Raw genomic sequence first — 17755 nt, 5'->3', positions numbered from 1 at the left:
CTCACTGATGCACTAATGCATTAGTGCCTCAAAGGCAAGGCCGCCGGAGCCCTTCGCATGGAAACAGCCCAACCCGCATCGCGCGCGGCCGTCCGCCCCGGCGCGCGGCTCGACCGGGCCCGCCAGGCCGCACCGCAAGTGTTCGAGCGCCTGCGCAACGCCATTCTCGCGCTCGAACTGCCGCCCGGCTCGCCGCTGTCGCGCACGGATCTCGCCGCACAATTCGGCGTCAGCTCGACGCCGATCCGCGACGCCTTGATGCGGCTGGAGGAAGAAGGTCTGGTCGACGTGTTTCCGCAGCACGCCACCGTCGTCAGCCGAGTCGACGTCGGCCGGGCCGAGCAGGCTCATTTCCTGCGCCAGGCACTGGAACTCGAAATCGTCCGGCTGCTCGCGGAGCAACATGACGACGCTTTGGTCATACGCCTCGACCACACGATCGCGCTCCAGCAGCAATTCGCCAAGGCCGGAGACTTCGAGAGCTTCATCGCCGGCGACAATGATTTTCACGCGCAGCTTTATGCCGCGGCCGGCAAGCAGGAACTCTGGACGCTGGTGCGCAGCCGCAGCGGACATATCGACCGGCTGCGCCGGCTGCATCTGCCCTCACCGGGCAAGGCCCAGAACATCGTCCGCCACCACAAGCTGATCACGCGCGCGGTCGAGGCCGGCGACGCAGATGCTGCGCAACAGCATCTGCGCAAGCACCTGTCGGGCACGCTGAGCGAGCTCGATACGATCCGGAGCCACTATCCGGAATATTTGACCGACTAAGCCTATGGCGCGCGGTCGTCGCGAGCACTTGTGCACGTCACCGTGCATAAGTTGACGCAACCGATTTGCCTTACGCGAGCAATCGTCGGATCGATGGCGAAGTGCTTGCAGGCCGGATGCAATCCGCGCAACAATTTCAGAGTTGATGGTTTGATTTGCGGTCGCTGGGAAACCCCATCCGGCCCGGAGGATACCAGACGTGGCCAACATCCTGATCGTGGATGACGATCCGGCCGTGCAGATGACGATTCGGCTGCTCCTGGAGAGGGCTGGTCATCACATCACCGTCGCCGGAGACGGCCGCAAGGGACTTGCGCTGTTCGAGGCCAGCCAGTTCGACCTGCTGTTTCTCGACATCTTCATGCCCGGCATGGACGGCCTGGAGACGATGCGCCACATCCGGGCGCTGCAGCCAGCGATTCCGATCGTCGTCATTTCCGGCCGTTCGTTCACGCCGGACGCCCATGCGGAGCCGGACTTCCTCAAGATGGCGACCAAGCTCGGCGCGGTCGCGAGCCTGCAGAAGCCGTTCCGAGCCGACGCGCTGCTCGCTGCGGTCGCTGGCTGCTTGGACACGGCGCGGACGGCATCGGTGAGGAATCCGGATGTCAGCACCGGCCGCCGATGACAAGAACCTTCATTCTATTCCAACGGAGCCCGGGCACGGCCATTCAGGAAGCGGTGCAAATTTCCCCATGACCCTCGCTACGCGGCTCGCCATCGCGATGATCCTGCTGGTGGCGGTCACCGTGGCCGCAGTCGGCTGGCTCGGCTATCGCAACATCACCCAGGCCGTCATTCCGCGTGTCCTGGAACGGATTGAAGCCCAGTCGAGCCTGCTGGCCACCCATCTTGAATCCTACGTTGCCGGCGCCCGTGGCGATCTGCTCGGTTATCGCTCCGCCGCTGCCATCAATGGCCTGATCCGCGCCCATGTCGGTGGGGGCATCGACGCAGTCGACGGCGTTTCGGAGCAAACCTGGCGCGAGCGCATCGCAGCGCGGTTCGCAGCCGAGATCGACGCGAAACCAAGCTACGGGCAATTTCGAATCATCGGCCTTGACGACGATCAACGCGAACTGGTCCGCGTCGATCGCGCCGGCCAGAACGGAGCAGCACGGATTGTTCCCAACGGCGAACTCGAACGCAAGAGCGAACGAACCTACTTCCAGGAGACGATTCGACTGGCGCCGGGCGACATCTATGTTTCGCCCATCGATCTCGCCACCCGGCAGGGAGGAACCACGGATCCTCACATTCCGACGTTGCGCGTCGCGACGCCGCTGTTCACGCCTGATAGCAAGCCGTTCGGCATCATCATCGCCAACATCGACATGCGTCCCGCGCTCGACCGCGTTCGTTCAACCGCGAGCGCAGGAGGAGAAATCTATGTCGTGAATTCGCGTGGCGACTATCTTGTCCACCCCGATCGCGCGCGGGAATGCGGTGCATTGCTTGGCAACGCCAACGATTGGCGCCGGGACTTTCCTTTCTTTGCAGCCCGGGCCGGCCAGCCGCAAGGATCCACGCAGCTCACGAGCGACCGGTCTGGCCGGCCGAGTGGAGCGGCGATCGCACCGGCGCTGCTGGCTGGCAAGGAGTGGTTGGCTATCATCGAGACGGCCCCCGCATCCGTGTTCAGCCGCGTTCCGGCGGCCATTCAAAAAACCTCCTCGCTGGTCGGCCTGCTTGCTGTCCTTGCCGCAGCTTTGCTTGCGGTGCTGCTGGCGCGCTCTTTAACGCGGCCGATCGGGCGCTTGACCGCGGCGGTGGAGGCGATCGGCAGCGGACGGCGCGCCGATATTCCCGTCGATGCGAGCGGAGAGACAGGCGTGCTGGCGCGGGCCTTTGCGCAAATGGTCGAAGAAACGAGAGCGAAGACGGCCGCTCTCGAACGCGAGATCGAGGAGCATCGCCGCACCGAGGCCGCGCGAAGCCATCATGAAGCGCGCGAGCGCTTGTTCAGCGCCGCCGTCGAATCCTCCGACGACGCGATCGTGATGCAATCGCTCGACGCCATCATCACCGGCTGGAATGCCGCCGCCGAGCGTCTCTACGGCTATTCGGCGAATGAGGCGATCGGGCAATCCACCTCGATCATCGTCCCACCCGACCGACGCGAGCAAGGCAAGGACTATTTGCGGCGGATCGCCGGAGGAGAACCGATCGAACGCTTCGAGACCGTGCGCCTGCGCAAGGAAGGCACGCCGGTCGAAATCTCACTCAGCCTATCGCCGATCAGGGGCCCGTCAGGCGAGATCGTGGGCGCCTCCGGCACCGCGCGCAGCCTCACCGAGGCGCGGCGTGCCGAGCGGGCGCTGCAGCAGCAGCTCGAGGAACGGCGACAGATCTTCGAGACCTCGCAGGACCTGATCATGGTGATGGACGCGCGCGGGCACATCGCGCAGATCAGTCCGAGCAGCGAGGCCATTATCGGCTACCGGCCGGAGCAGATGATCGGCCGCAGCGGCGCCGATTTCATTCATCCCGGCCATCTTGACCAGTCGCGCGACGAGATGCGCGCGCTCAGGCGCGGCGAGCGGCTGAAGCTCGCCGACACCCGCTGCTTCCACAAGGACGGCCGCGAGGTCTGGCTGTCTTGGCTCGGCAGCTGGTCCGACCAGGCCCAGCGCTACTTCTTTGTCGGGCGCGACATGACGGAGGCGAGGCTTGCACAGGAGTCCTTGCGGGAGAGCGAACAGCTTGCGCGCAACATCGTCGAGACCTCGCTCGATGCTTTCACCCAGACAGACCACACCGGTGCCATCCTGAGTTGGAACTCGCAGGCCGAGAAGCTCTTCGGATGGACGCGTGAGGAGGCGATCGGCGAGAATGCGATTGAGCTTTTCGTCGCCCCCAGCGAGCGCGAAAGCGTCAGGGCCAGACTGAAGCTCTTTCTCGAATCCGAGCAACAATCGCTGGCCAATCCACGGCGCGAACTTTTGGTACGGCGGCGCGACGGCAAGGAGTTCAGGGCCGAACTCAGTGTCACGGCGCTCCGGCGACGCGAAGGCGTTCTTTTCAATTCGTTCTACCGCGACCTGACCGACAAGATCGCGGCTGACGAGCGCATCCGCCAGGCCGAGAAGATGGAGGCGGTCGGCCAGCTCACCGGCGGCGTGGCGCACGACTTCAACAACATCCTCACCGTCATCACCGGCACGATCGAGATCCTGGCCGACGCGGTGGCCAAGGAGCCAGAGCTCGCCGCGATCACGAAGATGATCGACGAGGCCGCCGGGCGTGGCGCCGAGCTGACGCAGCACCTGCTGGCGTTTGCGCGCAAGCAGCCGCTCCAGCCGCGCGAGATCGACGTCAACGCACTGATCATCGACACCGCGAAACTGTTGCGGCCGACGCTGGGCGAGCAGATCCATATCGAATCGGTGTTCGAGGACGAGAACTGCGTCGCGATCGTCGATCCCAGCCAGCTCACCACCGCGATCCTCAACCTCGCGCTCAATGCCCGCGATGCCATGCCCGGCGGCGGCAAGCTGATCGTGGAGACGGGGGCGGCCTATCTCGACGAGGTCTATGCCAGCGTAAACGACGTCCCGCCGGGCCACTACGTGATGATCGCCGTGAGCGACACCGGCAGCGGAATTCCCGCCAACATGCTGGCCAGGGTGTTCGACCCCTTCTTCACCTCGAAGGGACCCGGCAAGGGCACCGGACTCGGGCTTTCGATGGTCTACGGCTTCATCAAGCAGTCCGCGGGCCACATCAAGATCTACAGCGAGGAAGACCACGGCACCACGATCAAGATGTATCTGCCGCCCGGCAAGACGCCGACGTTGGTCGGCGACAGCGTGACGCCGGCGACCATCGAAGGCGGACACGAGACGATCCTGGTGGTCGAGGACGACCGGCTGGTGCGTGACTACGTGCTGGCGCAGCTGCATTCGCTCGGCTATGTCACCTTGCAGGCTGCGAACGCCGCGGAGGCGCTCGCAATCGTCGCCGCCAAAAAGCCGTTCGACCTCCTGTTCACCGACGTCATTATGCCCGGCAAGATGAACGGACGGCAGCTCGCCGACGAACTGCAGAGAACGCGCCCCGATCTCAGGGTGCTCTACACGTCCGGGTATACCGAGAACGCGATCATCCATCACGGCCGGCTGGATTCGGGCGTTCTGCTGCTGGCGAAGCCCTATCGCAAATCGGATCTGGCGCGGGCCGTCCGCAAGGCGTTGAGCAGTTGATAGCGCGTCGGGCTGGGTGAGAGCCCGTAGCCCGGCTGAGCGAAGCGATACCCGGAAACACTCCGAGCCAAGTCCCGGATGTCGCTTCGCTCATCCGGGCTACGAAATGTCACCTACGGAATTTACGACGCGCGCTGGGCCGCGGTCATCACGATGCGGATCAGATCGGCGGCATTGCGCGCACCGAGCTTCTTCATGATGTTGGCGCGATGGTCCTCGATGGTGCGCGGGCTGATGCCGAGCGTGCGGCCGGCCTCCTTGTTGGAGGCGCCGGCGGCAAACTGCTCGAGCACCTCCCGCTCCCTGCGCGTCAACGGCTCGCGCCCGGGGAAATGCAGCGAGCCGAACTTCGGCGCCGCGTTCTCTGACTGCCTGCGTGCATAAGCACCGATCGCCTCGTCGAGCCGGCCGACGATCTCGCTGCCGCGGAACGGCTTCTCGATGAAGTCGAGCGCGCCGCTCTTGATGGCTCCCACCGCCATCGCGATATCGCCCTGTCCGGAGATCATGAAGATCGGTGCCGGATAGTCTTCCCCGTGCAGCTCATTGAGAATATCGAGGCCCGACTTGCCGGGAATGTGCACGTCGAGCAGGACCGCTGCAGGTGTGCGGCTTCGCGCGACGGAGAGCAATGCTGCGCCGTCCGCAAAACAGATCACCTCATAGCCAGCCGCCTTCAACACCATCGACAAGGTGTCGCGAACGGCAGCGTCGTCGTCGACCACGAAGATTTCACCGCGAGAGCTTTGTTCGGCCATGTGCCACACATCCGGTTGGCATGAAGGACTCGCGTCCGCCCCAACCGTTATGGCGTTCGGCGCGGATTCGGCCCACCGTATTTGTACGGGACACGGACTTAACGCACAAGTAGCGGCGAGGCGCCTAATTGCAGAGGACGGAGAATATCCATGCTAATTTGACCGCTATGCCGCCTCTCGTGGCAATGCCCGAGGTCGAGAGCCGTGAGCTGATTGCGGCTGACCTTCGCATGCTGATCTCGCAGATCGAGACCACCATGCGCCGGACCGCCACAGCCATGGATCAAGAACACGGGAGCGATCCGGAAGGTTCCGCCGACGTCTTCGTGCTCTTCGATGTCACACCGCGGTATCCACGGCGATCGCCGCTCTCGACGCCTGCCGGGCCGGCCTTGGCCACGCCGTTAACTGCCTGTCGGAAACCGGCAGCACGGTATAGATCGCGGTTGCTGCGGCGCGACGACCGCATTTCACTGCATGGCAGGCACGCGGCTCAGGCGCGGTGCCGCTCCACGATCGCGTCGGTGGCGACACCACCCCAGGTGTGGATCGCCGGCAGGCCCATTGCGGTCTTGCCAAGATTGGCGAGGCTGATGCGCAACGCGGCGAGATCCAGCGGCTTGGGCAGGCTCTGGAGCTCGATCCCGACGGAACGGGCGAAGCTGCGGGCGGCGCTGCGGCGCTTGCCGTCCATGCCGCTGATGACGATCACGGCGCCGCCAAATTTCGCCTTCGCCATCTCGCCCAGCACGTCGATGCCGTCGCCATCCTCCAGCACGAGATCGAGTGTCACGCAGTCGAAGCGCGCGGTGCGGAGCTTTTCGATCGCTTCGGCCACGGACGGCGCCACGCTGACTTCGTGGCCGGCCTGCTTGGCCGCGACCGTGATCAGGCTGCGCTGCGTGGCGTCGTCATCGACCACCAGAAGCTGAAGCGCACGCCGCTCGGCGCCGTCAGGGAGGTTTGACGGGAGAGGTGAGAAAGAGCTTCTGGGCATTGCGGTATCCTGAGATTGAGACCGGCAATGGATACACGGTTCGCGCTTAGGCGACGTAAAGCCGCGACGGCAAATTCAGTCGGTTGTTTCAGCAAATGTGAACCAACCTCGCGGCAAACGGCGACGAGACCAGGTGAAGATCACGCCGCTTCGTCACGGCCACCGGCGGCCCGCTTCTTCCGGTTCTTGCCACGCAGGAATTGGATGTCCATTTCGACGCCGTTGACGCGCACCAGTTCGCAGCGGCGGTAGGCAAGGCCGGTGGACGACAGCAGCAGGAAGAACTCTTTCAGGTTCAGGCCCTGAATCGAGCCTTCCACCGTCAGGACGGCATCGGTGTCGGAGATCGCGTTGAGCTTGCAGTCGCGGCGCCAAGTGCCGTCGATGGCCATGATGCAGACATCATAGCCGCGACTGAACGTCACGCGTTCCGCGCCCTTGCCATCCTCGGCCATGCCTATCGTCCTGCCATGACCGCTACGCGCGGCGCGGCGCCGGCAAGAGCCGGCTTGGCGGTCGCGGCACGCGGGTCGTTCGGCTTGTAGAGACCGCGCTTCTCCGGAATCGGCTTGAACGTATCGGTCAGTCCGACCACCGTTTCGGCCGCGCCCAGCACCAGGAAGCCGTCTCCCTCGATCTGGCGAGCCAGGCGGTTGAAGATGTTGATCTTGGTGTCCTGGTCGAAATAGATCAGCACGTTGCGGCAGAAGATGACGTCGAAGGTGCCGAGCTGAGCGAAATCGTGCAGCAGATTGAGCTGCCGGTGCTGGATCATCGCCCGCAGCTCGGGATTGATCTGCCAGGTCTCGCCGGTCTGCTTGAAATATTTCATCAGCATCTGAATCGGCAAGCCACGCTGCACTTCGAACTGGCTGTAGATGCCGGCCTTGGCCTTCTCGAGCACCTCCTGCGACAGGTCGGTCGCGATGATCTCGACGCGCCAGCCGGTCAGGGCCGCCCCCATCTCTTTCAGGCTCATCGCCAGCGAATAGGGCTCCTGCCCGGTCGAGCCGGCGGCGCACCAGATGCGCACGCTGCGGCGGCCGGCGCGAGCCTTGATGATCTCCGGCATGATGGTGTCGCGGAAATGGTCGAACGGGACCTTGTCGCGAAAGAAGAAGGTCTCGTTGGTGGTCATCGCCTCGACCACGCTGGTGACGAGCGCGCCCGAGCCAGCGCCTTGCAGCTTCTGCACGAGCTCGCCGATGCCGGAGATCCCGGCCTTGCGCGCCAGCGGCAACAGCCGGCTTTCAATCAGATATTGCTTGTCTGCGGACAGATCGAGCCCGGAATGATCCCTCAGGAACTTACGCAGATACTCATACTCGGTCGGGGTCACTGATAGGCCTCTCGGAAGCTGTACTGGGAACACTCTGGCCGGAACACTCCGCCAGATAACTCAGACCATGGCTTGTCCGACCGGGATCAAGCCGACTTCAGCGAATTTGTCGGCGATGATGTCTTTGTCGAAAGGCTTCATGATGTACTCGTTGGCGCCGCCGCTGAGCGCCTGAGCGATATGAGCCACGTTGTTTTCGGTGGTGCAGAACACGACCTTGGGCTGGTCGCCGCCGGGCAGTCGGCGCATGTGGCCCATGAACTCGAAGCCGTCCATCACCGGCATGTTCCAGTCCAGCAGCACAGCGTCGGGCAGCTTGCGCTGACAGACTTCAAGCGCCTTGGAGCCGTCCTCGGCTTCCGTGACTTCGAATTCCAGGCCTTCCAGGATCCGGCGTGCGATCTTGCGCACGACGCTGGAATCATCGACCACCAAACACGTCTTCATTTTGGTTCTCCGGCTTCGATGTTTTTGGGGCTCACGCAGCCATTTGCACTTCGGTCTTGAGCTCGAGGACGCGATCGACGTCGAGGACGACCATGAGCTGGCCGTCGAGACGGTGGACACCGCCGGCGAGCTTGGCCATGCGGGGGTCGAGATTGACGGGGTTTTCTTCCATGCCGTCCTCGGCGAGCCGCAGCACTTCGCCGATTTGGTCGATCAACAGGCCATAGGATTCACCGCGCAGGTCGACACCGACCGCCATCGGGACCTTGCCGTCCTCCGGCTTGGGCAGGCCGAGCCGGGCGCGCATGTCGACCACGGTGACGATGCGGCCGCGCAGGTTCAGCACGCCCGCGATCTCGCGCGAGGACAGCGGCACGCGGGTGACGCGCTCGGGCATGAACACGTCCTGGACGCGGGAGATCGGCAGGCCGAACAGCTGGCCGCCGATCATCGCGGTGACGTATTCGACCATGGCGCCTTCGCCGGACTGGGTCTTCTTGGTCATGTGCGTATCTCCTGATCCCGCTGGTTACGCTGCTGCGCGGCTCAGCTCGGAGGCACCGGCGGCGCCCGCGGTCTGTTCCTTCAGCGCCGCGATCAGACCGGGACGGTCGAACTTGGCGACATAGTCGTGGAAGCCGGCCTGACGGCCGCGCTCGATCGCCGCCGGCGACACCAGCGCGGAGAGCCCGATGATCGGCATCGCGCCCAGATTGCTGTCGGAGCGGATGGTCTCGGCAAACTCGAACCCGTTCATGTCGGGCATCTCGATGTCGGTCAGGACCACGTCGAAGGTCTGCGCGCGCAGCGCGGCCAGGCCCTCCTGCGCGGTCGGCGCGGTGCGGACGCGGTAGCCGGCGGCCTTGAGCACCGGCGCCAGCATGTTGCGGAAGAACGCCGAATCGTCGACCAGCAGCACCGATTGCGAGTGCAGCGACGGCTTCATCTCCTTGCGGGTGAACCAGTCGGAGAACGCCATCGGCAGGAAGTGGCCGACGTCGATCACTTCGGTGGCCTGGCCCTTGATCACGGCCGAGCCGAGAATGCCGGAGGAGGATCCGCCGACCTCGATGTTGAGCCGCTCCTCGACGATGTCGATGATCTCGTCGACGACGAGGCCCATGGAGCGGCCGTCGTCGGAGAACACCAGGATCGGCTGGGCGCCCTGGCTCGCGATGGTGACACTCTCCATGGCGACGAGCGGCATCAGCTGCTCGCGGTACTGCACCATGTAGCGGCCGTTCGAGAACTCGATCTTGTCGGCCGGGAGCTCTTCCAGGCGCGTGACGAGCCCGAGCGGGACCGCCTTGGGCTGGGACGAGCCGGCGCGGAACACCAGCAGCGAGGTGGTCTGCTCGCCCGATCCGATGCTGTGCGTCCCGTTCTCGTTGTTCATGTCATGGGCCGAGGAGCCGGCGGCGCCGAGCGCCTTGGCAATGCCGTTGGGGTCGATGATCATGATGACCGCGCCGTCGCCCAGGATGGTATTGCCCGAGAACATGTCGATGTGACGCAGTTTCGTCGACATCGGCTTGACCACGATTTCTTCGGTGTGGAACACGCCGTCGACGACGATGCCGAAGGTCTGGCTGCCGACCTGCGTCACCACGATGAAGCCGTTCTCGGGATCGGAGACCGCGCCGTCGTCGATCTTGAGCAGCTTCTTGAGATGGATCAGCGGCAGCAGCTTGTTGCGCAGCCTGAGAACCGCGGTGTCCTTGATGCGCTCGATGCGGTGCTCCGAGTTGGCGCGGGCCCGCACCAGCTCGACCACGGAGAGCTGCGGGATCGCAAAGCGGTCGCCGGCGGCTTCCACGATCAGCGCGGAGACGATGGCGAGCGTCAGCGGGATCTTGATGGTGACGGAGGAGCCTTCACCGGCGACCGACTTGATGTCGATGGTGCCGCCGATCTGGTCGATATTGGTGCGCACCACGTCCATGCCGACGCCACGCCCCGACACCGAGGTGATGGCGGCAGCGGTCGAGAAGCCCGGCGCGAAGATGAACTTGTGGATCTGGGCTTCGCTCATCTTCTCGAGCTCGGCCTCGGTGACCAGACCTGAGGAGATCGCCTTGGCCTTGATCCTGTCGGTGTTCAGGCCACGGCCGTTGTCGGCGATGCAGATGATGATGTGGCCGCCCTCGTGATAGGCGGACAGGCGGATGGTGCCCTGCTCGCCCTTGCCGCCGGCGAGACGCTCGGCCGGGGTCTCCAGGCCATGGTCGGCGGAGTTGCGCACCATGTGGGTGAGCGGGTCCTTGATCAGGTCGAGCACCTGGCGATCGAGCTCGGTGTCGGCGCCGTGCATCTCCAGCTCGATCTGCTTGCCGAGTTCGCTCGAGAGGTCGCGAACGATGCGGGGCAGCTTCTGCCAGGCATTGCCGATCGGCTGCATGCGCGTCTTCATGACGCCTTCCTGCAGCTCGGCGGTGACGTTGGACAGCCGCTGCAACGGCACCTTGAACTCGGTGTCCTCGTTGCGGCGGGAGATCTCCAACAGCTGGTTGCGGGTCAGCACCAGCTCGGAGACCATGGTCATCAGATGCTCCAGCGTATCCACGTTGACGCGGATCGACTGGTTGGCGATGCTGGCTCCCTCGCCGGCGCCCTCGTCGGCGATCGACTTCTTCGGCGCGGCCTTGTCCTTGGGCGCCTTGGCCTCCTTGGCCTCCTTGGCAACAGGCACTTCAGCGACCGGCTCGGCCTTGACTTCAGCCTTGGCAACGGGCGCGGGGATCGGCGCTTCGATCGCGGTCTCGCGGAAGGCGCGCTCGAGCTCGTCGAGCGAGACTTCGCCCGGACGCAGCGGACGCTCCAGGCTCAGGTCGGCCAGCACATCCTGGCTGGCGGGCGCGGCTTCCACTGCAACTGGTGCGTCCGGCACCAGCGGCGGCGCTTCGGCAACGGGAGCAGCGCTTCCAGCGACCATGGCCGCCATGCCCTGCTCGACCATCGCTTCCAGCTTGTCGATGAGGTCGCGGTCGGTGCCCTCGGGCTCGGCTTCGGTCGCCTCCAGCCCGGCCAGAATTTCCTTGATGCGGTCGATCGAGGACAGGATCACCGTCACCGCCTGCCCGGTCACCGGCATGCCGTCACGGAATTTGCCCATCAACGTCTCGCCGGCATGCGCCAGCGCTTCAAGTCGCGGCAATCCGAGGAAGCCGCACGTGCCCTTGATGGTGTGAACCAGGCGGAAGATGTTATCCAGGATCTTGGCGTTGTTCGGCTCCTGCTCGAACTTCACCAGCTGATTGTCCACGGTGTCCAGGCTCTCGCTGGTTTCCGTCAAAAACTCCCGCAACAGATCATCCATGAGCTACGCCTTACTGACCTGGATCTGGACTCGACGCCCGAGCCGCGCTTGGCATGAACGGAAGTCCCCGCCTTGGATCGTTAGACATCCCCTTTCACGGTCCCGTTAATTTCATCCTCCGTGCTAATACGGATATTGAAGACAAGTTTGCCGTTCGATCGCATACGACAGCGTTTTTCGGCAAACCGTCACCACGCCGCAACGGCGAGACGCGTGAGGTGAACGTGCCGATAACAGCGGGACCAGGCGCGCGGGAAAGCCCAGCTCGTGAAGGACGATATGCGCGGTCTTCGCGGAATTGTATCGAGCCGCCTGCAATCCGGAGCGGTCCCGCCACGTTCGCTTGGTGCTCTGCCGGGATACGCAAGACCCGCATTTGCGGTAAACGAACCGTTACCCGCCTCCACTGCGGCCGGTGTCGGCGCTAACCCAGGCGCGCGGCCGAGGCGAGGTCGCCATGAGGACGGTGCTCCGCCAGGCAATCGGTGATGGCGGCGAGCAGCGCGTGCGGCGTGAACGGCTTGCGCAGACACCGCGCCGCACCGAGCTCCAGCGCCATCCGGAGGAAATCGGGAGCTGGCGAATTCAGATTTGCGAACGCGTAGCCGGACATCGCAATCAGCGGAACGGCCGGCGCCCGCTCGTGAAAGATCCTGACCGATTCGAACCCGCGCATGTGCGGCATGAAGATATCGATGATCATCAGATCGAACTGCTCGTGTTCGAGCGCGCGAAGTCCGGCTTCCCCTCCTTCGGCGATCGTCACCCGAAAATCGTTGCGCTGGAGATAGACCTCGATGGCCATGCAGACCATCGGGTCGTCGTCGACGACGAGAATATGGCGCAGACCTTCTGTCCCCGTTTGAGCTTCCCGATTTGGCGATTCAATAATTGAACCGTGGCGCACGCCATGCTCCTTTGCTCGAGAAATGGACTGTTGAGAACCTGCTTGGCGGAGCGGGGAAGACGATGGGCGCGAAATCTGCGGCCACGCGGCACCAAGATTCGAAGCAATGTTTGAGGACGGTAGCCACTCGTCCGACCAGCGAGGGTGCACGGATCGCCCGGCGTCCGATGGCAGTGCGGATGCAATGCTTCCGGCTCATGAAGGCCCCTTGCCGCTTTTACCTGCGCAACCCTTGCAGGCTGGCGCGCAGGCTTATGAGCGAATCAGCGTGCCATTCTCATTTCCGCCGCAAATGCACCGGCCGTCTGCCCCCAACAGGTATACGCGGAGCAACACAACCATTATAATACATTTTGTTGTCGCGCAACTGAATGACGAATCGGACGCGGCGCGGATCACTTCGAAATGCGTCGGATCAGCCATGACCGCGACCATCCTCCAAACCCGATGCGCCAGCCGACAATCTGGATCTGCTGGGTTCCCGGATCGGTACCGGGGAATGGTCAGGGAATCTGTCTTGGGGGAGGGCAGCGTCGCGGCGGCGATCACCGATCGGACAACTTGTCCCAATTGCCAACATATCCCGACGGGAACATGATGGAACTTGGCCGGGCGGCAAGCAGTTTCGTGTGCTGCGGCCCGCTGGTCCGGAAGACGGGAGGCTACTTTGGAAACGATGGTGCGTTCCTCCAACGGTTTCCTGTCCGCGCTGTCGGCAGACGATTACGAATTGATCCGTCCGCACCTGCGTACGGGCGACCTGCCGCATGAGGCGGTGCTGGTCGAGACCGGCGAAACGCTCAAGCGCGCCTACTTTCCCCATCGCGGCGTCATCTCGCTGGTGGTGGAGCTCGCCAGGGGCGAGCACGTGCAAGTCGCCATGATCGGCCGCGACAGCCTGCTCGGAACGCTCTCGACCATGGGCGATGCCTGCGCGCTGAACACGGCCATCGTGCTGGTTCCCGGCTCCGCCTCGATGATGGATCTCGATCGGCTGCGCGTCGCGGCCGACCAGAGCGGCACTCTGCGGACGCTGCTCACGCGTCACGGGCTGGCGGTCTACGCGCAGGTGCAGCAGACCGCGGGGTGCAACGCCGCTCATCCGGTGGAGGCGCGGCTGTCGCGCTGCCTGCTGCACACCCACGACCTCTCCGGCGATTACCGGCTGCTGCTGACCCAGGAGGCGATGGCGCAGATGATCGGCGCTCGGCGGAACAGCGTGTCGCTGGTCGCCAATACCCTGCAGCAGGCGAATTTCATTCACTACAGCCGCGGACACATCCAGATCCTCAACCTGGACGGCCTGCGCCAGACGGCGTGCGAATGCTACGCCACCGTGAAGGCGCAGTATGACCGGCTGCTCGGCCCGCGCTGACTGGTGCTGCGGCGTGGTAAACCGTCCGCTAATTCCGGCCCGCAAACACGGATTGTCCTGCTACCGGAACTGAAATCCGGATGCCGTAGACACGCAACGTGCCGCGCGCGCCTGTCCGGGCCGGCGGCAAACGAACCGTGTTCAAGGCAGGCCAAACCATGTTCGAAGTCACCGCCGCGCCGGCGCAGACAGCGCTTGATGCCGAGCCCGCGCGCGAGCCGGGCGCATATCAGGCGCTGGTGCGCGAGATTGGCGAGGACGGTGCTTGCGAAGTGCGCGACGTGTTCTGGAGCGACACCTGCGCGCGCCTGCAATTGTTCCGCACGCTCGCGCTCGCGCAACATCACGGCAGGATCGCGCGCGAAGCGCATTCGCTGAAGAGCGCGGCCGGGACGTTCGGCTATGTCCGGCTCGCGGCGCTGGCGCTGCGGCTGGAGAAGACCGCGGAGAGCCTTGGCGACGCCGGATTTCGCGACCTCCTGGACCTGATGGACGCGGCCTATGCCGCCGGGCGCGCGCAGGAGCCGGAGGGCTGACGCGCTCGCTCGAAAACGCCGTAACCACTCACGCGTGCATGCCCGCCGTACTTCTACGGCTTGGGATTTTCACAGATGGCTAATCATAGGCAGCGATAGTCGCCGGAAACCAGGAGGGTTTCCATGTTCACCTACGAGACCGCGGACCAGAAAGAAGTTCGTCGCTTCCGCATCGCACAGTTCAACGGCCGGATGGCAACGGTGGCCGCTGGCGAGGAGACGGTGACCGGCTTCGTGCGCTCGGTGCTGGAGCAGGAATCGAGCATGCCGCCCCGCTGGACCATCACGATCATTCCCAACGCGCCGAAGGAAGAGCTCAAGCCGCTGCGGCCCTCGTCGCGCACGCGTCCCTTCGCCGAAGATTATTTCTGAGCACGATCGGAGCCGCGGGTTTTTCTCGAGAAATCTCTCACGCGTGGCCCTCGCCGCTGGCGGGCTGGCCGAGGCAAGAGCCTTCAGTCGATCGAATGCAGCAGCGCCGCACGGACGAGGTCCGCCGTGTTGCGCGCGCCGAGCTTGCGCATCGCCTCGGCGCGATGGCTCTCGAAGGTGCGCGGGCTGATCTGCATCCGAAGCGCACCCTGCTTGTTCGAATATCCCTCGCTGATCAGCCTCAGCACCTCGCGCTCGCGCTTGGTCAGCCGCTTCTGGCCTGACAGGCCGAGCATTTCGGCGCTCGGCAGGCGCTGCGGCTGTGGTGCGCGCGCGAGCTTCGATTCGGCGTCCTCGGCCCTGGACGCGATCGGCAGGCCACCCGTGTGAGAACCGGCAAGCTGTTTGACGAGGCCACAAACCCGCTCGGTCTGCACCAGCGCATTCTCCACGACCCGCTGCAAATAGGCACGATCACCCGTCACCGGCGCGAGCTGATCGCTGTGATGCTTGATCTCGCCCATGTAGAGCAGGAGCGCCGTGAGGGGACCGTTGAGCTCGCGAGCGATGGCGGCGGCCATTTCGTCGGCGGCCTTGGCGCGGGCGGCGTTCAGGCGGACGACATCGAGCTCTTCAGTTGGAGCGACGCTGCTTTCGTACCATTCCGACGGCCGCGAATCAGTGGCCGTGTCATTCTGTGACCCCATGTCACTCGTTTAGCGGAACCCCACGCGGTCTGTAGTTAACTTTTTGCTCCGTAAGACTACGGTGAATTTGGCAGTTTTGTGCTGAAACGCCGGCACAGGCACACTTTATGCTTGAGTGGCAACGCCCCTCAACAGTCTCAGGTTGCCGAAACTGCGCAAATGATGGGCTGATGAACCGACGCCGTCTTAACGATCACATCGGCGCCGAATACCTCCGGCGCCGGATTTTACCGATATATTAACGGCGACTTGCTTCTCTATGTCGCAATTGAGAGCGCGCAAATGCCTCCATGCATGCAGCCGATAGGCCTGCTGGAATCGTTGCGGAAGATTGCGTGCCATGAACGAGATCGACCAGCTATCGAACTTCTTGCAGAAGCTGACGCCCCTGTCGCGCAGCTGCCTGCTCAGCGAACTCGAACGGCTTGAGCTTTGCGGCATCGACATGCCGGGCTCGTCCGACCTCCAGTCCCGGTTGCGCGCCGAGTTTCGCAAGGACGGATCGAACCAGGCGCGCGCCACCAGTCCCTCGCGCCATTTCTTTGCGCCGCTCGAGCTGCTTCTGATCGACGGCGCGCCCGAGCATGCCAATATGGGGCGGATCTCGCGCAACACCCTCACCCCGATCTGGGAGTGGATCTGCCGCGACCTGCTGCCGACCATGGCGCGCGACTACATCAAGGCGATCAGCGACCAGGTCGCCGCCAACAACCAGAAGGAAGTGCTGAAGATCGCATCGACCTTCCAGACCAAGGTCGTCAAGGTTCTCGAGAGCACCCTCGCATCGGCGGAGAGCACCGAGTTCGCGCGCGGCAAGCTCGCGCAATATACGGCATCGCGCACCGCCTTCGACGACGTGAAGAAGATGCAACATGTGCTGCGCGCCGGCGCCGCGCTGCCGAAGTTCAGTGAAAAGCTGCCCGAGAAGATCGCGAAATTCGACGACGGCACGGTTGATCAGATCACCGCACGATTGGACGCCTTCAAGAAGGCCCATCCCGAGGCGCTGCCGTTCGCGCTCACGCTGGTGGCCAAGCGGCTGAAGACGTTCTGGCAATTGGTGCGCCTTGCCACCAAGGCCGCCGCGAGCAAGAGCGCCGCCGATGTCGCAGCCACGCCCTATGCCTGCGTCGTTCACATGGTGCTCGACCAGCTCGACGACAGGCGCCTTGCCTTGCGCATCGCGCTCCGGCACAACCGGGTGCTGATTGCGCGCGACCTGCTCGCCGAGATCTACGACACCGAATATGCGCTCAAGGTGCGGATCGACGGCATCGAGCATTGCGAATGGGGCATTCGGCTCCAGCAATCGATGGACGCGATCGCGGCGCTGGTGTCCGCCGAGGTGAGCCGCTTCCCCTCCAATGTCGGCCACATTCTCGGCTCGCGCCGGCTACGCAGCCACGACACGCTCGGCGGAAAGCTGTCCTATCTGGCCTGGAAGGGACGCGATGTGATCGAGGACGGCGCGGCCGCGTTGCGCAAGCTGATCGGCCAAACCTGATCCCGCGACTAAAGCGCGCCTGGCGCGCTTTAGCTTGTCAGTTGAGCATGATCTTGTCGGAAAACCGCTGCACACTTTTCCGGATCATGCTCAGTGCGCGCGCGGCAGGCACAGGAAGCGATCGAGAAATCGTCCTGACAGCACGAACCTGAACCACCAATACATTATTCGCCGCGACGTCATTGCTGCGATCCTCGACAGCCCACCACCGGCTGCCCCGAGCAATAGCGCACGTGCAGCAATCCGCTTGTGATGTGCTTCACATTGGCGCCAGCGCGCACCGACGCATTGTCGCAGAACCGTCACGAGCGAACCGGGAAAAATGCGCGCATGACGCGCAATTGAGGCGCTCCATTATTCAATTGGGCGAGGCGCGCGCGGCTTGGTCCAATTGCAGGACAGTGCGCGCGCATGCAGCCTTACTGCACGTCGCGAAATCTCTCGTGATTGTCGCAACCCTGCGCCCGATGCGCGGGCAGACGTAAAAACTTCCCGAACGAGACCCAGACAATTTTAGACAT

The 17755-nt window shown here is 63.9% G+C and carries 16 protein-coding genes and 1 pseudogene; 8 read left to right on the top strand and 9 right to left on the bottom strand.

Translation table 11 applies throughout. The features are described 5' to 3' along the window. Positions 1 to 57 precede the first annotated feature (57 nt). From IVB40_RS01185 to IVB40_RS01175, 3 genes are all read left to right on the top strand, one after another. Positions 58 to 774: a GntR family transcriptional regulator gene (locus IVB40_RS01185; protein ID WP_247284743.1), complete on the top strand. Its 717-nt coding sequence runs from the start codon at positions 58 to 60 to the stop codon at positions 772 to 774. A 199-nt stretch (positions 775 to 973) separates the two neighbouring features. Continuing rightward, positions 974 to 1402, top strand: a complete 429-nt coding sequence (locus IVB40_RS01180) for a response regulator (RefSeq protein WP_247432811.1) — start codon at positions 974 to 976, stop codon at positions 1400 to 1402. Beyond that, positions 1380 to 4976, top strand: a complete 3597-nt coding sequence (locus IVB40_RS01175) for a PAS domain S-box protein (protein ID WP_247817884.1) — start codon at positions 1380 to 1382, stop codon at positions 4974 to 4976. The genes IVB40_RS01180 and IVB40_RS01175 overlap by 23 nt, the downstream gene beginning before the upstream one ends. Positions 4977 to 5098: 122 nt before the next feature. Here IVB40_RS01175 and IVB40_RS01170 read toward each other — a convergent pair whose 3' ends face one another. Next, entirely contained in the window at positions 5099 to 5734 is a 636-nt protein-coding gene (locus tag IVB40_RS01170) for a response regulator (protein WP_007604420.1), read from the bottom strand. A 185-nt stretch (positions 5735 to 5919) separates the two neighbouring features. On the opposite strand from IVB40_RS01170, the pseudogene IVB40_RS01165 reads away from it, so the two are divergent. Continuing rightward, positions 5920 to 6173: pseudogene (locus IVB40_RS01165) on the top strand (hypothetical protein). 54 nt (positions 6174 to 6227) lie between these two features. On the opposite strand, the gene IVB40_RS01160 reads toward IVB40_RS01165, so the two are convergent. The 7 genes from IVB40_RS01160 to IVB40_RS01130 form a co-directional block, all read right to left on the bottom strand. After that, on the bottom strand, positions 6228 to 6731 hold the full coding sequence (locus IVB40_RS01160; RefSeq protein ID WP_027568374.1) for a response regulator: 504 nt from the start codon (positions 6729 to 6731) through the stop codon (positions 6228 to 6230). A gap of 140 nt (positions 6732 to 6871) precedes the next feature. Continuing rightward, the gene (locus IVB40_RS01155) at positions 6872 to 7186 is read right to left on the bottom strand and encodes a hypothetical protein (protein WP_027568375.1); all 315 of its coding nucleotides are present in this window, start codon (positions 7184 to 7186) and stop codon (positions 6872 to 6874) included. A 2-nt stretch (positions 7187 to 7188) separates the two neighbouring features. Then, positions 7189 to 8070, bottom strand: coding sequence for a protein-glutamate O-methyltransferase CheR (locus IVB40_RS01150; RefSeq protein WP_247817883.1), 882 nt, complete (start codon positions 8068 to 8070; stop codon positions 7189 to 7191). A gap of 60 nt (positions 8071 to 8130) precedes the next feature. Continuing rightward, positions 8131 to 8517 (bottom strand): response regulator, encoded by a 387-nt coding sequence (locus IVB40_RS01145; RefSeq protein ID WP_027568377.1) that lies wholly within the window; start codon positions 8515 to 8517, stop codon positions 8131 to 8133. A gap of 31 nt (positions 8518 to 8548) precedes the next feature. Beyond that, the gene (locus IVB40_RS01140; protein WP_247807541.1) at positions 8549 to 9022 is read right to left on the bottom strand and encodes a chemotaxis protein CheW; all 474 of its coding nucleotides are present in this window, start codon (positions 9020 to 9022) and stop codon (positions 8549 to 8551) included. A gap of 24 nt (positions 9023 to 9046) precedes the next feature. Then, positions 9047 to 11833: a hybrid sensor histidine kinase/response regulator gene (locus tag IVB40_RS01135; RefSeq protein WP_247817882.1), complete on the bottom strand. Its 2787-nt coding sequence runs from the start codon at positions 11831 to 11833 to the stop codon at positions 9047 to 9049. 424 nt (positions 11834 to 12257) lie between these two features. Then, positions 12258 to 12680, bottom strand: a complete 423-nt coding sequence (locus tag IVB40_RS01130) for a response regulator (protein WP_197031107.1) — start codon at positions 12678 to 12680, stop codon at positions 12258 to 12260. Between the two features lie 736 nt (positions 12681 to 13416). Between IVB40_RS01130 and IVB40_RS01125 the strand changes: the two genes are divergently transcribed. The 3 genes from IVB40_RS01125 to IVB40_RS01115 all read left to right on the top strand — a co-directional run bounded on the left by IVB40_RS01125 (position 13417) and on the right by IVB40_RS01115 (position 15023). After that, on the top strand, positions 13417 to 14115 hold the full coding sequence (locus IVB40_RS01125; protein ID WP_197031102.1) for a Crp/Fnr family transcriptional regulator: 699 nt from the start codon (positions 13417 to 13419) through the stop codon (positions 14113 to 14115). 158 nt (positions 14116 to 14273) lie between these two features. Then, on the top strand, positions 14274 to 14651 hold the full coding sequence (locus tag IVB40_RS01120) for an Hpt domain-containing protein (RefSeq protein ID WP_247358145.1): 378 nt from the start codon (positions 14274 to 14276) through the stop codon (positions 14649 to 14651). Positions 14652 to 14774: 123 nt separating this feature from the next. Continuing rightward, entirely contained in the window at positions 14775 to 15023 is a 249-nt protein-coding gene (locus IVB40_RS01115; protein ID WP_027566442.1) for a hypothetical protein, read from the top strand. An 83-nt stretch (positions 15024 to 15106) separates the two neighbouring features. Here the strand turns inward: IVB40_RS01115 and IVB40_RS01110 are convergent, their stop codons facing one another. Further along, positions 15107 to 15730: a helix-turn-helix transcriptional regulator gene (locus IVB40_RS01110; protein WP_247817881.1), complete on the bottom strand. Its 624-nt coding sequence runs from the start codon at positions 15728 to 15730 to the stop codon at positions 15107 to 15109. 340 nt (positions 15731 to 16070) lie between these two features. Here IVB40_RS01110 and IVB40_RS01105 point away from each other — a divergent pair, with 340 nt between their 5' ends. Then, positions 16071 to 17234: a hypothetical protein gene (locus IVB40_RS01105; RefSeq protein WP_247817880.1), complete on the top strand. Its 1164-nt coding sequence runs from the start codon at positions 16071 to 16073 to the stop codon at positions 17232 to 17234. Positions 17235 to 17755 lie beyond the last annotated feature (521 nt).

This window comes from Bradyrhizobium sp. 40 (assembly GCF_023100925.1).
Taxonomy (GTDB): Bacteria; Pseudomonadota; Alphaproteobacteria; order Rhizobiales; family Xanthobacteraceae; genus Bradyrhizobium.
This window is presented reverse-complemented; position numbering and strand designations above follow the sequence as displayed.